Here is a 15,702-nt window from a genome sequence, read left to right on the forward strand (position 1 = left end):
GACCAAATCGGACTTTTCTTTCAACACCCCTGACGGTGCATGTCCGGAGTGCAGCGGCCTCGGTACGGCGGTCGAGATTGACATCGACGCCGTATTTGAAAAAGAGAAGAGCATTAAAGGAGGCGCCGTCACTTTTTGGTACGACATGATGAGTGAATATCAGGCGGGCATTCTGGAAGCAGCGGGCAGACACTACGGATTTGAAATGAGCGGGGATCAGCCTTTGTCCGCATACAACGAGACGCAGTGGGATTTGTTGCTGTACGGTGTTGAAAGCGAAGCCTTTTCCCGCCGCTTCCCAGATATCGCGCCACCGAAAACTGTCGGAAAAGGCAAGTTTGAAGGCGTCTTAACCGGAATGTGGCGGCGCTATAAGGAAAAGGAAGGACAATCGGGTGAAGCCGCATATTTTATCACACAGCCATGTACGGATTGCGGCGGCGAACGGTTAAATGAAGAAAGCCGCCGTGTCACGGTAATGGGCAAAACTTTGCCCAACCTTTCAAACGGTTCGCTGGCCGAGCTTCACGGCTGGATCGAGCGTCTGCAATCGAAGCTTCAGCAGGAAAAAGATGCGCTTCTTGAGACGGTGCTTCATGATTTGCTGATCAAAGTAAAACGGGTGATCAATGTCGGCCTCGGCTATTTATCCCTGGATCGGAATTCAGTGTCTCTTTCAGGAGGTGAAACACAGCGCCTCAGACTCGCTTCGATTCTCGGGTCAGGCCTGACCGGTGTCTTGTATTTACTGGATGAACCGACCTCCGGACTCCATCCGAAGGACACAGACGGCCTCATCCGCGTCATGAAAGACCTGCGGGACCTCGGCAATACCGTCGTTGTCATCGAACATGACGAACGCGTCATACAGGAAGCCGATCATGTGATTGATATCGGCCCGGGCGCCGGGCGGTTCGGAGGAGAAATCGTCGGGCAAGGAACGCTGAAAGAGCTGCTGGAACAGCCTCATTCCGTCACAGGCCGTTATTTTAAAGAAAAAAGAACAACTGCTTCAAAAGGACGCAAAGGCAACGGAAAACACATAACGATTCATGAGGCAGACCGCCACAATTTACGGGCTGTCACGGTATCGTTTCCGCTCGGGTGCCTGGTATCGGTCACAGGCGTCTCAGGATCGGGCAAGTCAACGCTGATCTTCGACTTGCTCGCCCAGGCTGAAAAAGGAAAAACAAACGTACAGGGCTGCAGAATGATCACAGGAATGGATGCGGTTGAAAATGTGGTCAAAGTCGGCCAGGCCCCCATTTCCCGAATGCAGCGTTCAAGCGTCTCCACCTATATCGATTTATACACCCTCCTGCGCAAATTGTTTGCTGCACAGCCAGAGGCTAAAGAAAAGGGCTTGAAAGCGAACAGCTTCTCCTTTAATACGCCGGGCGGAAGATGCGACAGATGCGAAGGGCTTGGACAAGTCTCGGTAGATATGCATTTTCTCTCTCATTTGCAAGTCGCTTGCCCGGACTGCCGCAGCAAAAGATTCAACCGGGAAGTCCTGACCGTCAAATATAAAGGGCATTCGATCGCAGATATCCTTGAGTTGTGCATCGAAGAGAGCCTCTCTCTATTTACTGAACAAAAGAAAATCACAAAACTGCTGAAGCTTTTATGCGAAGTCGGCCTTGGATATTTGCAATGGGGACAGCAGGTTACGACCCTTTCCGGCGGGGAAGGCCAGCGCTTAAAGCTTGCAAAAGAGCTCAGCAAATCCGCTTCGGGACACAATCTGTATCTCTTGGACGAACCGTCGGCAGGACTGCACCATCTTGATGTGCAAAATCTCCGCTTGCTCCTGGATAAACTGGTTGATGCCGGGCATACGGTGATCATGGTCGAACACAATACCGACTTAATCGGGGCTTCTGATTGGGTCATCGATATGGGTCCCGGCGGCGGAGCCGACGGGGGCAAAGTGGTGGCCAGCGGTGCGCCGAGAGAAGTCGCATGCATCAAAGAGTCGGTTACAGGCGCTTTCTTACATGCATAAAAGCCAATAAAAAAACACCTGTAAAGGTGTTTTTTTATTTCTGATCCAAAGTCTGTGTCTCAATAGAAGCACGCTTCCCGATTCCGAACGCATAATAGCTGACTGTCACGAGAGCAAGGAAGATAACCCCTACAATTAAGGAGACGCGCGTGTCATCGTTGAACCACATGCCGACTAATACCATGAGCAAGAAGGCAATCGTCAAGTAGTTCGTCAAAGGGGCGAAAGGCATTTTGAACGGATGCTTGCCGATGTCGGCCCCTTTTGCCTTTCTGAATCCGATGTGGCTGAACAGAATGACAAACCATGGGATCATCCCCGGAAGAACGCTCGCGCTGTATACGTACACAAAAATATTAGGCGGTGCAATGTAGTTTAAGACGACACCGATGGCCAAGCCGATCAGGACGGCGATTGTCCCGTACAGCGGCACACCGTTTCTGGAAATCTTCTTAAAGAATGCCGGCGCCTGTCCGTTCACTCCGAGCGTATAAAGCATGCGCCCCGCGCTGAAAATCCCGCTGTTGCAGCCTGACATCGCCGCCGTAATGACAACGAAGTTAATGATGCCGGCCGCCGCGGTAATCCCGACTTTTGCAAAAGTCGATACAAACGGGCTGCCGATTGAATTCAGCTCATTCCAAGGGTAAACCGTGACAATCACGAAAATAGCACCGATATAAAAGATTAAGATGCGCCAAATAATGCTTTGAATCGCACTTCTTAACGTGTTCTGCGGATCTTTTGCTTCCCCTGCCGTAATCCCGATCAGTTCAACGCCTTGATAAGCTGCGATGACAAGAGACAGCGCAAAGAAAAATCCTGAAAATCCGCCGGTAAAGAAGCCGCCGTGCGACCAAAGGTTGGACAATCCGATGGCGTGTCCGCCATTTCCGAGCCCGAAGAAAATAATCCCGAGACCCGCCACGATCATCAAAACAATCGTCACAATCTTAATCATTGCAAACCAAAACTCAAATTCCCCAAACGATTTAACAGAGATGAGGTTTGCCCCTCCAAGAATCGCCATTGCGATAATTCCCGGCACCCAAGCGGGCAGATCCGGAAACCAGTACTGCATGTACTCCCCGACGGCGATAATCTCGCTCATCCCGACAATCACCCATTGAAACCAGTTGCTCCATGCGGTCATATAACCGGCCAGCGGATGTATATATTTATGGCCGAATGTCGCAAACGAACCGGTGCTTGGCTCCACATACAGCATCTCTCCCATTGCACGCATGATAAAAAAGATAAAGATTCCGCATATTGCATATGCAAGCAGGACAGACGGCCCAGTCCACTTAATCGTGCTGGAAGAACCCATAAATAAGCCGACACCGATTGTGCCGCCGAGCGCGATCATTTGGATATGACGCGCCCCAAGACCTCTCTTCAATTCCTTGTTCGCCACTTCTTTTCCTCCTCTAACACGGCTGATCAAATCTATTTCAGACGAAGTAGTAATAACAATCTGACAATTTTGATTTATAATATACGCCAAATTACTTATTTCATCATAATAAATTTCTCCGGAAAATACAATTGTTTTTTTCAGGAGAACACGTTTTAGTCTATTAAATAAGTAAAAATCAGTTATTTCAATATAAAGAAAATTAAGATATTTTAAAAGAGGTAGAAAAAACGGAACGCAGGAAGGCGTTCCCCTCTTATTTTAAGAAAAACACGTCAGGTTTAAAATGTCGTACAGCTCATCCAGTTTTTGAATTTGATAGGTTGGAACAATGCCGGTGTCGTTCGCTTTCATGCCGGGGTTCAGCCAGCATGTATCAAGCCCGGCGAGCCCGCCGCCTTTGATATCGGCCGTCAAGGAATCGCCGATGATCAACCCGTGCTCTGTTGAAAAGTCGGGAATCCTTGCAAACACATAGTCAAAGAATTCCTTCATCGGCTTTTGATAGCCGGTGTCCTCGGAAACAAAAATCCCCTTAAACAGCGGGTACAGCCCTGAATCGTGCAAGCGCCTGTACTGCGTCTTTGAAACGCCGTTCGTCACAATATACAGATCATAGCGGCTGTGCAGCTTTGTGATCAATTCCAAAGCCCCGTCCAACAGCTGATGGCCTTCCTCCAGAAAGCCGCGGTACCTCTTCTCCAGCAAAGCTCCGTCCGCCTCGCGGCCATATTCGCTGAATAAACGGGAAAAGCGGGTATTGACCACTTCGTCGCGGCCGATCTTTCCTTCTTCAAACTCCCTCCACAGACCTTGGTTGATTCGCTTGTAGTCGGCTTCGATTTCCTTTGTCAGCGGAAGGTCCTGTTCCTCAAAAAGCAGGCGCAATGCCATACTTTCCGCCGCGCGGAAATCCAAAAGTGTATCATCGACGTCGAAAAATAATGTTCGGTATGTTTTCACAAATATGCCTCCGTTTTTTAATCATTAGATGTCTCCAAGTCTTCAAGCTCCTTCTTCAGGGCGCTTGCTGTTTCAGCTTTCTCCCGCTCCGTTTGCCTGTCAAAGACAAGCTGTTCGATAAATTCCCAAATATCCTCCAGCCTGCGCTTCACCTGATAAAACCTTAAGGCCTGCCGATTCAGTTGAAATCCCTCATGAACCTCAAGGTAGACGCGCAAAAACTCTTGAAAATACGGCTGTTCCGCAAAAAACATCAGATCTGCTTCAACCGGAGCCAGTTTCAGCCCTTCCCAGTCGATCAACACCAATTCCCGCCCGGTCTTCATTAGATTCCAGTTGTGAAGATCGGTGTGACATAAAGCCAACTTCAGATCGGCGTTTTTCAAATGGTGTGAAAGCTCTTCGACCGTCTCTATCGCGCGGCGTATTGATTTGATATGCGGGGCAATCAGTTCTGCGGCTTCGCCGGGAAGTCCTTCACTCAGCAACGATCTCATCTGCCGGACAAATGGAACATCGAAGTTTTCCTTTATCCCGCCGGTTGCAACCGGGATGCCTTCTCCATACGAATGGAGCTTGGCAACGATTTGTGCAAGTTTTTCAATCTCTTCCGTATAGAGCGTCCTGCCGCCGATCGTTTCTCCGTCAATGTATTAGATTCCATGGTCATCCTCGCATTTGTAGGCGCCATGCTTCGTTGAGACCGGAACAGGGACGCTCCCTTTTAAGCGGGCAGGATGGCTGAGCCACTGAACAATCGGAGCGTAGACATCGATAAGAGCCGTTAATTTCGCGGTCGAAGCCCTTTTTTTATCATAAACCTTTAAAAAGTAATCCGCACCGCCGCCGGCCGTCTTATAAGCAAGAGCAGACCATCCGCCTTGCTGCGGGGAAACGGCGTTACTGTCTATACCATAATAAACGTTCAACACGTTCTTGACGTCAAACATCCCGTTCTCCTCCAAGAAAACTGCACCCCTTCACGAGATCAGGGGTGCGGCCGCGTATTAATAAATCTCTTTCGCGCCAGGTTTCAGCCGCCGGACATGCTTCAAGTACTGCCTGACCTTTCCGGCGTCTGCATAAGGATACTCATACCGAAAGTGTTCCGCCGCTTCAATCGCGGTCTCTTCAAATAAATCGGTCAATGCAAACAAAGCGCTCCAAACATCGTCATAGTCTCCGTGAGGATACGTCGCCAACAGCCTGTTCCATGTCTCTATATCAACGTAACGCTTCAGAAACTTGGCGTTCTTTCCAATGCTGAGCGAAAAATCGGTTTCGATGCCGACCTTCCATTCGAGCATTTTCAAAAGCATCGCCCTGGCAAGAACCAAATGGTCGATCGCATAAAGAATTTCCTGTCTCCACAAGCCTTTCGCCACATATGTCGAAGTCCACCAGCATTCATTGCAACAGTCTGCAAAGGCTTGTGCGGATGGCCGTTTCACCCAATACTCTTCATCCGTCGGCGGCGGAATCGCAGGCAAGCCGCCATCCTTATCCAACAAGATAACGGTCAAACCGTCTTCACGGCAATATTCATCCTTCTCTTCCATAGGAATAAGCATTAAGTCGATCCGGTTGCCGTCGGTAAACAGCATCATATAAGTAAAACGGTCGCCAAGCTCATTCGGAAACAATTCCATGTCTTCCGGCGTTTGCATGATGATCCGCTCTCCAAAGACATCGATCCAATCCGGATCATCCAAAAAAGACTGCATATCTGTCACAAGATACGCAATATCATAATCCCGGAAAGGGTCCTTGGGAACATTCGGATTCGTCCGCGACCCATTCATCCCGACCGCTCTGACTCTGTCATCTTCCTTGGCGACCTTTAGCACCAAATCCATGATTTCTTGTTCTGAACGCATATTCTAAAACCTCCTGTTATGTGATTGTTTTCCCAACCTACATGCCTCAGGAGGTCCCCTAATGCAAGGTTATATAAAATGCTCCAAACATGTCATTGAAACATCCTCCTTTTTAAGCTTGTTTGAGGTGATCGCCGAGGCGTTCAAACTGTGAACTAACACCCTGAATAACACCCATATCCATGACTTGCTGCAGCGCCTCTTTAGAAACAAATTGAGAACGCATGATGAGCTTCGTCTTATGTTCCTCTTCAAAAAACTCAATCTTCACCAAAGTCTCCGGCATTCCGGGAACTGCATTCCCTTCCTCATCCGCAAACACATCAACGTACACAATCCTCTCAGGCGCCAAGATATCCTGATAAACAGCCTTGCCCCAGGACACCTGCCCAAAATACTCCCCCTGGTTCTCATCTGTGCAACGCATCCCATAATGCCAAACGCCGTTCGGTTGAAACGCAAACTTACGATTTTCGGTTTTCCAGCCTTCAGGCCCCCACCAGCTTTCCAGCTGCCCGCCTTCTGAAAAAGCCTTAAACACCAGATCCCGCGGAGCGTTGAAAGCCTCTCAATGATGAGGTCGCACCCCTCTGTTTTCTCCTCCCAGATTTGACGTTCATCAAAGCGAATGTAAGCGTTTTAAAACTTGATACATCAAATATACCCAAAAAAGGATTTCCCGCCAAGAAAAACATGACATACGAAAAGCTCTTTAGAAACATTTGAATCTAAAGAGCTTTACATTATTTTAGCATAAACTGTAATAAACGTTGCATTACACTGATGATGAGATATAGTATGGCTAATCATCGATGCCAGGACTTTTATATCAACTTTTTAAACATAATAGAAACAAGATTTTTAGAATATATTCCTTAAATTTTAATTTTTTTATCGAATTTAGACAATTGATTCTATAATTAAGTTATTCAATACTTTTTAAATAGCTCACCATTTTCTCTGCAACGGCTTTGGCTAATAAAGGTGGAACAGCATTACCGACTTGCTGGTATTGCTGATCTTTTTTACCCTTAAACACGAAATTATCTTTAAAGGATTGGAGGCGAGCTGCTTCCCTAACACTAAGTGCCCTTGCTCTTGTGGGGTGTTGCCACATTGATTTTCTAACATTAATTACAGTAGGTGAAGGCTCATCATAATTGAGACGAAGATAAACCGTGTTTTGAGTACGAGAAGCATCCGTATACGACCCTTTCAATTCATCTGAAAGATTGTGGAAATTTTTCCCTCCTATCTCTTGGATAGCTTTAAATCTTTTTATACTTAATTCCTTGCTTCTTGGAGTAATATGATTAAACAATTCATTATTATTTGAAAATCCCCTATAATAATTTGTCAATTTTGTTTTATTATTACTTTTATAAATTTTGAAATTGTAAGAATCCAAATCATGTTGAGGTTCAATTTCTTGTAAGTCAACTATGGCATCTTTCACTGTGTAAATATAATCGTAATTCTCCTTGGGTAATTCAATATTTTTCCCGGTTTTTATACCCATCATGATAAAACGCTTCCGACGCTGTGGAACACCAAAACCCGCAGCATCCAAAACATTTTCACACGTACTATATCCATAAAACCTAAATACTCGTTCTAAATATTGTACAACATTGTAAGATTTCACCTCAGTCTGAACAATAATGCTTTGGTTATTTTTATTTACAATGTTTAATCTATCACATTCAATGTTTTCATCCCTTAATTCTTTACACCTTGTTAAAAATCGATTAAATTCAATAAAGATCAGGATATTTTTTCTTAAGTTCTCCGTAATTGTTGTTTGGCAGATGCTTTCTTTTAATGAATCTGCTGCATGACTTAGGAGTTCTTTTACAGTATTATCTGGAGAATTTTGTGTCTCTAGTAAATTTAGAATTTGTTCAATTTCGTGGATTTCCTTATTGCTTTTAAAATTAATTTTCTTATTCCCCTTTAGCTTTCTCTCTATCACTCTTAATCTAGTGTTAAGTAAAGGTTGATCTATTATCGGACTTGGCACTTCATCAATAATAGAAAACTTCCTAACAATATTTTTAAGTAACTCGTTATCAGTAATTAGTAAGTTAATATGGTCTAGCTCATATAATTTATTTTCGTCTTCTTTAGAAATTTGATCCAGATGAATTTTTGAGCTAAAATCATTAAAATTATTAGGATTGTACTTTGTAACAAAAAATTTGTGTGCTGGGGAATTAATTGATTTTACATTTTCCATTAAAAATGCAATAGGTTGCACGTCCCTAATTGCTCGAACAAATTCTTTTACTAACTGATTATTGTTTGAGATTACATAATTTTTTTGGCGATTTGCATTAGAAAATCCTTGACAAGGCGGTCCACCAATTATGACTGTTCGATCTGAGTCTACCTCTAATTTCTTAAAATTGATTTGAGTTATGTCGCTTAGCCCACCAGGAGCTGTCAAAATTAAATCCTTGTTTTGTCCATGATTATATATATAAGTCTGCTGCGCCGCTTCATTAAGTTCAACAGCATATTTCACCTCAAAATAGCCTGTTTGTTCAAAGCCATTGCTTAACCCACCTGCTCCAGCAAATAAATCAATTAAATCAAATTTTCCATTGGTCATCCCTATATTCCCTTTCTAACACAGTACATTTATTCTATTTTCTTATTATGCAGCATAACTTATCTCTCTTGATATATCAATAGAATAAAGTACCTCTTAACACTGCAATTAAATATTTTGAGTAGCAAACAGGTCTTTTTTAATTGCTTCTTTTAAGTCGTCTTTGGTCATAAAATCAAGCAGTATTATACCTCCCATTGCATTAACTTGTTTTAATATTTGACGATATGTATGCCGTTTCAATCCTTCCTCTCCCATTTCACTCATTAACTCAAGGATCCCTTTCATAACTTCTTGATTTCTGGAAAAACTTCTTTCCATCACATTTAAATAAATATCTGTGTTACCCAATACGATTCTTGTAAGTTCATAAGGATCCTCTTTACTCCCATCTTTGGTTTCTTCAACAGCCCACCATAGACGTGAAATAGCATTCCTCAAAAAAGGACGATCTGTTTCTGTGGAACGTACTAAATATCTTTCACGAATTCTTCCTTGTTGTTTTTTGTCTGTCAAATTCTTTAAATCTAGTTCCCACCGTAACTTTGTATATTCCCAATACTCTACCATTGATAAATATACCCATAGTCTTTCATCTACTGCCTGCATTCGTGTTAAAGGGAGAGATTCATGAAGTGCAACAGCATTTTCAAAATCAGAGGCGACATCTGCTTTTAATGTCACCTTATGGTATTTCAACTTACTGTCAAATGACCACTCTTCCCCTGGAAAGTACTTTTCATACCATCTTTCAATCCAAGGACTCTTTTGAGAAAAAAATTCTCTAAGAACATTATTTTCAGAACTGTTAATAAATCTCCGCAAATCATTTACTGCCTTTTCCTTAAATGCTCTAAGATTATTCATTTATTACTCATCACCCTTATCCACTAGTACTTTTAATCCATTTGTCAATGCATCTCCAATAACCTTATGAGCTACTTGCAATGCTTCACTTTCCCAATTTACGTCTTCAAATGTATAACCACATTCATTTACTCGCCACTGGATAACGGGAAACCATAGTTTATCTTCAAACTGATCAATATCTTGGACAAAATAATTAAAAAGCTGTACAAGGGCTGGCAAAAGAATCATCGATGCAAGAATTGGTTCATTATCAGACTGTTGACTTGTAATTTTATAACAACGATAATTCTGTTCAGATAAATAAATACGAATACGATTACTGTCCTCAAAATTCACTTCCATCGGATTATCATCATATTGTGTATTTTTGCTAACAGAGAAAATAGACGGGAAATTTTGTAATGAATCAAGAGATTTTGTTACTGTGAATTCCATTGGATACGTTACAGCCAATAACTCTCCTATACGCAAATCAAATAAGGAATCAGCGAAATCTTCGTGAGCTTTTTCATTTTTATAATTTTGGATCGGTGTTTTCACAATAACTGCAGGCTGTATTTCAATTTTTCCATCCAATAAATCAGAAGATATTTTAAAAGAAAAGACTCTATCAGTGAAATGAAATGGTTTACGGTAGCGTGTTTTTCCACATTCTATATGCAAAACGTATGCTGCTTTTTGATCATCAATTAACTTAACAATATCCATATTATCCAATAAAAACTCTCCACTTATTGTATAATGGGACTTATCGGCATCTAATTCAACTGAAAAAGTATCCTCTTCAATTTCAAAGATTCCGTCAATGCTATCGTCAAAAAATGTTAATACCGGATATGGAAAATATCTTTCGGAAATTTTCACTTTCTCTACTTCCCTTCCAATACTCGAATATTCAATGCATATCGGATTGGCTTCTCAAACCGAAATAAAATTGCTTCTTCGATTCCCTTCTTAAACTCAAAAGGGCCAATATATTTACCATCTTTAACCTTAATTGGTTTTCCACTTGAAGTTTTTGCCTCAACTATAGTAAACGTTTCTTTCGAAGTTTCTCCAATTACATCCACTAAAAAATAGCCAATATCAGTGCTTTTTGGAACAAAAGAGACACGGTATTCTCCCAACATTTCTTTAACCATAAATAAACGACGAATATTTACATTTAATTTTTTGTCAGTAACTATTCCTGCTATTAAGTCATATCTTCCGTTACTAGTAGATTCTTTAAAATTATTACTTCCTCCTAGTAATTCCGTTCCTCTTTTTTTGTTTTTAGCTTTCCTTTCAAAAGCACTTTCATTTCCTGCCCCGTTTTTCCCTTTACTTTCTTTAACTTTTTCTCCCTGATAAATGGTTTTTGGTATTTTCTTAATACGCACATTAATCTTTTGTTTCTCATCTTTTCGATCTAGTATTTCTCTTTTCTTTTTTTCAATGTTGTTAATAGGCTCTTCTATATTAGTTGGTAGAAATTTACCTGCCCCTGAGAAATCTAACTCTTCTCCATCTTCTTCTAAAATAAGTTCATCAATGCAAGTTTTAATCCAATCATTCATCTTTTTCAAATAACGTCTCTCTTTTGAGACATTCTCTAAAGCTCGTTCTGGCTCCCATTTGTCATGTGATGGAGGCTCAAGTTCTCTAAGACGCGCATTTACTTCCGGCCCTTCGACAACAAGAACCCCAATAAACCGTGTTGTACCTTTAAAATTTCCTTTATCAAAAATCTTCATACCCATTCCTCGAATCATTGCAATTCGTTTCGGTAGATCCTTACCTTCTAACAAAAAAAGTCGTAACCCATCAAATTCTTTATCTTTCTTTTCAAAAACTCTTCCTGACGTTATTGCTTCATAATAAAGTGGTGATAATGCTTTTTTCTTCGGAGAAGCAAATTCCTTTATCCTATCTTTCAAAGTATCTTTATTTATCACAATACTATCTACAATAACTTCCAAAAGATTAGAATGAATTGAAAAAAAGAAATTTTCCAATATAGAAACAATCATACTGGACTGCCAATTTTCTTTGCCGCTGAAGCCAAATATAATAATATCAGTTCCGTATTCCTTACGCCCTAATAAACTTTTTTCAAAAAACGGAGCATTCTCTATATAATTTCCATAAATGGGGTTGTTTTTTGTTGGATTACCAAAGTAACCAGTTGCTCTTGTCTTTTCACCAGACATTTTTTCATGAGTTGCAAGTTTTCCTACTCCTTGAAAAGCTCTGATACCTTCAATATCATATGTATTATAAAATACAGTTCTTATATCTGAACAAGCAAAAGGTGCATTTTTTCCAATACCAAAAGAACCTCCGGACCCACCGCTTTTATTCGATACACCCGTAGATTTAATCAGCCCAAACCAGTTACTGTTATGAACCTCTTTAGAACCAGTTAAACCGGTCGTATTATAATCACTAATCTTTAAAACAGGAATAGTTTTTTTAGATAATTGAGCTTTTGCTTTTTGAAAAAACGCTTTTGCTTTAGCATTTGCTTTCCAATATTCTTCACAATTATCAAGAATCTTTAGAAAATCTTTTTTATGTGGAAAATATCCCGTATCGACATCGATCAAATCAAAAATAACTCGTACGGGCTTTGTTTTATCGTATCGTGCATCAGAAGAATTCTGAATAACTTCTCGGGCTAGACTTTCTAGAGGAGCTCCCTTAAATGTCTCAACACCTGCGTCATTTAACCCTTCTTCTGCACCATCATTATTCTCTGGAAAATTCCATTTAACCTGTTGTAAAAAAGAACTCAACATTTTTGCTCCCCTTTCTATAATGTTGTTCTAATTTTTAACTGTAATACTATTTATTTTAACACAAGTGTTGATTATCCATAAATATAGATCTTTGTATCCCTCTATAAAATCTCTTTAGTTAGCTTATTTAAAAAGTTCTATTAATATATAGCATGATCCTCCGTCAACATCACATTGCAAATTCCCCGCCGTTTTTATTTTCCCGCTTTCCTCTTCAATCACCCGCTCAAACACCTCTCGAGCCGCAGCCCCGGAGATCCGTTCGCTGCCGATGATAAAGGTCGGAACGGCGGTGATGCCGGCTTCTTCATAGGCGTGCCTGACCGCCTGCTGTTGTGTTTTCCGGTACTTTCTCGATACCAGCGCATCTTTAAAAGCCTTCTCATCCAAGCCGGCTTCTTTTGCAAGCTTCGCCAGGACCTCGATGTCGCCGATGTTTTGTTCTTCCTGGAAAAATGCGCTGTAAACTCTGTCATTGTATTCTTTCGCTTTGCCGTGCTCTTTCGCAAAGTGATAGCCTTCATAGGCCAAATCTGTATACGGATGCGGGGAAACGTTCGGCAGCTTCATATTGACATCCCACGCTTCAATTCTCGGAGCAATGGCGCTTTCCCACACCGCCAATTTCGCCGAATCGTTCAGCGGATCCAACGGCTCGTAAGGACGCGGCCGCAGTTCGAACGGCATCCATTCGACCTCCACATCCTTTCCTTCAATCGCTTTCTCAAACTGGTCTTTTCCGAGAAAGCAGAATGGGCAGACGTAATCGGAGTATACTTTAACTTTTATTGTCATGTGTTTTCCTCTCTTTTTCATCTATTTGTAACAATAATAGTTACAACGGAGTTATCTGTCAATACCTTAACACTGGATTAAAATCCTCAGGCCTGGGAACTTTGGCACTATTCATATCGTAGTATATGCGTGACAACTTGTTGTTTCATTCTTAAAAAAGGAGGGATTCCAGTTATGAAACTGAATGTCTCATATGTTTGCAGATGCAAAACTATAAAAAGGAGTTTATCCATATGAAAACAGAGAACAAACAAAACAGCTTAAAACCGTTTTTCTCATTGATTCTCTCGACCGGCGTCCCTAAGCTTGCATTGACCATCGGTTTGGCCGCAAGCCTCGTCACATCGGCAGTCGGACTCTCAATCCCGCTGTTGACCAGGGAATTGGTAGACGGCTTTTCCGCCAATTCGATCAGCATGGGCTTAGTGGGCATCCTTGCACTCGTTTTTATTATGCAAGCGGTCTGTGACGGATTTTCAACCTACTTTCTTGCCTATGCTGGGCAAAAAGCGGTCGCTTCTTTGCGGGAACGGATGTGGTTTAAACTGCTGCGCCTTCCTGTCCGCTACTTTGACGAAAAAACGAGCGGGGAGACGGTCAGCCGCGTCGTCAATGATACCGGCATCGTCAAAGGTTTAATTTCCGAGCATTTTCCGCAGTTCGTTTCGGGGCTGATCACGATTATCGGCGCCGTGGTCATTCTGCTGATTATGGATTGGAAAATGACGCTCCTCATGCTCATTGCCGTCCCGATTACGACCGTCATTATGGTCCCGCTCGGCATGAAAATGCAGACAGTGTCTAAAGCTTTGCAGGACGAAACCGCTTCGTTTACAGGAAATGTCCAGCAGACATTAAGCGAAATCAGGCTGATGAAAGCATCGAACGCTGAAACAGCAGAAGAAACAAAAGGGGCATCAGGCATTGCAAAACTGTTCACATACGGCCTGAAAGAGGCGCGCATTTTTGCGTTTATTTCCCCGATTATGCACTTTGTCATTATGATCGTCATCGTCGCGATCATCGGCTATGGCGGCATCCGCGTATCAGAAGGCACGATGACGACAGGCTCGCTTATCGCCTTTTTGCTTTATCTCTTTCAAATCATCTTTCCGATTACAATGTTTACAATGTTTTTTACTCAGCTTCAAAAAGCAAAAGGCGCCACAGAGCGGATTATCGACATTTTGAATACGGAAGAGGAAGAAGGGCGCGAAGGGGAGGAAATGGATATCTCAGACAAAGCGATACACGTTCAGAACGTGTCCTTCTCTTATACCGATGCTGAACCCGTCCTTCGCAATGTATCATTTGACGTCGAACCCGGTCAAATGATCGCGTTTGCCGGCCCAAGCGGCGGCGGGAAAACGACGATGTTCGGCCTGCTTGAACGCTTCTACGAACCAAGCTCAGGAGTCATTACCATCGGCGACACCCCGATTCAGGAGCTGTCGATGAAATCGTGGCGCAGCCAGATCGGCTACGTATCACAAGACAGCCCGATGATGGCCGGGACGATTCGCGAAAACCTTTGCTACGGATTAGACAATGCAGATGAGATTAATGATGAAAAACTATGGGAAGTAGCCAAGATGGCGTTTGCCGATGGATTCATCAAGCAATTCCCCGACCAGCTCGATACAGAAGTCGGAGAACGCGGCGTCAAGCTCTCAGGCGGACAAAGGCAGCGCATCGCCATCGCCCGCGCCTTCCTGCGCGACCCGAAAATCCTGATGATGGACGAAGCGACGGCAAGCCTTGACAGCCAATCGGAAGGCATCGTCCAGCAGGCGCTCTCCCGCCTCATGGAAGGGCGCACAACCTTCGTTATCGCCCACCGCTTATCGACGATCGTCGACGCGGATCAGATAATTTTTATCGAAAAAGGCGAGATTACCGGAATGGGCCGGCACCATGAGCTGATTGCTTCCCATGCGTTGTATCGGGAGTTTGCCGAGCAGCAGTTGGCGTAGAATAAAATAAAGGTGTCCTGAATGAAGATCGGGACACCTTTTTATCTAGCTTTTTTCAGTTTTTGTAAAACAGAACTGAGTTCCAGTCCGATTGGTTTGCAACGCATAGGTTATATTGAGCATTCCTGATATGTCATCAATGATGTTTAATCCAAGCCCCGCTTCTTTATTGATAATGGTGGTATGTAAAAACGGACACAGACAGTATGAGAGCCGCAGCAGCGATCATGCCAAATAAGATTCTCAGGACTTTGATTAACCTTCTCATATGAATCTCCTCTCATTTGATATTGAAAGGATACGATAGGAAAATAAATTTCTGATAAATTAGAATTAAAATCGCTTTTGACATTCCCCTTACGGAAAGATGTATAACAGAATAGAACCAACAATCATTCAAGAACGGAGGTG

Annotated in this window: 11 protein-coding genes and 1 pseudogene; 2 read left to right on the forward strand and 10 right to left on the reverse strand. The window is 42.7% G+C overall.

Annotated elements, in window-relative coordinates; genetic code table 11:
* Positions 1-2,005, forward strand: a 2,005-nt coding sequence (uvrA, locus tag V7126_RS07880) for an excinuclease ABC subunit UvrA (protein ID WP_335497480.1), incomplete at its 5' end; no start/stop codon positions are given.
* Between the two features lie 34 nt (positions 2,006-2,039).
* Here the strand turns inward: uvrA and V7126_RS07885 are convergent.
* The 10 genes and pseudogenes from V7126_RS07885 to V7126_RS07930 all read right to left on the reverse strand — a co-directional run bounded on the left by V7126_RS07885 (position 2,040) and on the right by V7126_RS07930 (position 13,318).
* On the reverse strand, positions 2,040-3,422 hold the full coding sequence (locus V7126_RS07885) for an amino acid permease (RefSeq protein WP_175075354.1): 1,383 nt from the start codon (positions 3,420-3,422) through the stop codon (positions 2,040-2,042).
* 261 nt (positions 3,423-3,683) lie between these two features.
* A complete protein-coding gene (locus V7126_RS07890; protein WP_175075355.1) occupies positions 3,684-4,385 on the reverse strand; it encodes a YjjG family noncanonical pyrimidine nucleotidase in 702 nt (233 codons plus the stop codon).
* 17 nt (positions 4,386-4,402) lie between these two features.
* Positions 4,403-5,335 (reverse strand): annotated as a pseudogene (locus tag V7126_RS07895) (aminoglycoside phosphotransferase family protein).
* 57 nt (positions 5,336-5,392) lie between these two features.
* Positions 5,393-6,262, reverse strand: a complete 870-nt coding sequence (locus V7126_RS07900) for an aminoglycoside 6-adenylyltransferase (protein WP_335497482.1) — start codon at positions 6,260-6,262, stop codon at positions 5,393-5,395.
* 112 nt (positions 6,263-6,374) lie between these two features.
* On the reverse strand, positions 6,375-6,803 hold the full coding sequence (locus tag V7126_RS07905; protein WP_335497484.1) for an SRPBCC family protein: 429 nt from the start codon (positions 6,801-6,803) through the stop codon (positions 6,375-6,377).
* A 384-nt stretch (positions 6,804-7,187) separates the two neighbouring features.
* Positions 7,188-8,873 (reverse strand): DNA cytosine methyltransferase, encoded by a 1,686-nt coding sequence (locus V7126_RS07910; protein ID WP_335497486.1) that lies wholly within the window; start codon positions 8,871-8,873, stop codon positions 7,188-7,190.
* Positions 8,874-8,981: 108 nt separating this feature from the next.
* Positions 8,982-9,740, reverse strand: coding sequence for a DUF6339 family protein (locus V7126_RS07915; protein WP_335497488.1), 759 nt, complete (start codon positions 9,738-9,740; stop codon positions 8,982-8,984).
* A gap of 3 nt (positions 9,741-9,743) precedes the next feature.
* Positions 9,744-10,607: a hypothetical protein gene (locus V7126_RS07920; protein WP_335497490.1), complete on the reverse strand. Its 864-nt coding sequence runs from the start codon at positions 10,605-10,607 to the stop codon at positions 9,744-9,746.
* Positions 10,608-10,612: 5 nt separating this feature from the next.
* Entirely contained in the window at positions 10,613-12,520 is a 1,908-nt protein-coding gene (locus tag V7126_RS07925; RefSeq protein WP_335497491.1) for a hypothetical protein, read from the reverse strand.
* A gap of 126 nt (positions 12,521-12,646) precedes the next feature.
* Positions 12,647-13,318, reverse strand: a complete 672-nt coding sequence (locus V7126_RS07930; RefSeq protein WP_335497493.1) for a DsbA family oxidoreductase — start codon at positions 13,316-13,318, stop codon at positions 12,647-12,649.
* A 233-nt stretch (positions 13,319-13,551) separates the two neighbouring features.
* On the opposite strand from V7126_RS07930, the gene V7126_RS07935 reads away from it, so the two are divergent.
* A complete protein-coding gene (locus V7126_RS07935; protein ID WP_175075359.1) occupies positions 13,552-15,291 on the forward strand; it encodes an ABC transporter ATP-binding protein in 1,740 nt (579 codons plus the stop codon).
* Positions 15,292-15,702: the final 411 nt, after the last annotated feature.

This window comes from Bacillus sp. JJ675, from assembly GCF_036963165.1.
Taxonomy (GTDB): domain Bacteria; phylum Bacillota; class Bacilli; order Bacillales; family Bacillaceae; genus Bacillus; species Bacillus glycinifermentans.

Bases quoted from the DNA above. Each gene is read 5' to 3' on its own strand.
- V7126_RS07915 (WP_335497488.1), bottom strand. From the start codon at position 9,740: ATGAATAATCTTAGAGCATTTAAGGAAAAGGCAGTAAATGATTTGCGG.
- V7126_RS07910 (WP_335497486.1), bottom strand. From the start codon at position 8,873: ATGACCAATGGAAAATTTGATTTAATTGATTTATTTGCTGGAGCAGGT.
- V7126_RS07900 (WP_335497482.1), bottom strand. From the start codon at position 6,262: ATGCGTTCAGAACAAGAAATCATGGATTTGGTGCTAAAGGTCGCCAAG.
- V7126_RS07935 (WP_175075359.1), top strand. From the start codon at position 13,552: ATGAAAACAGAGAACAAACAAAACAGCTTAAAACCGTTTTTCTCATTG.
- V7126_RS07930 (WP_335497493.1), bottom strand. From the start codon at position 13,318: ATGACAATAAAAGTTAAAGTATACTCCGATTACGTCTGCCCATTCTGC.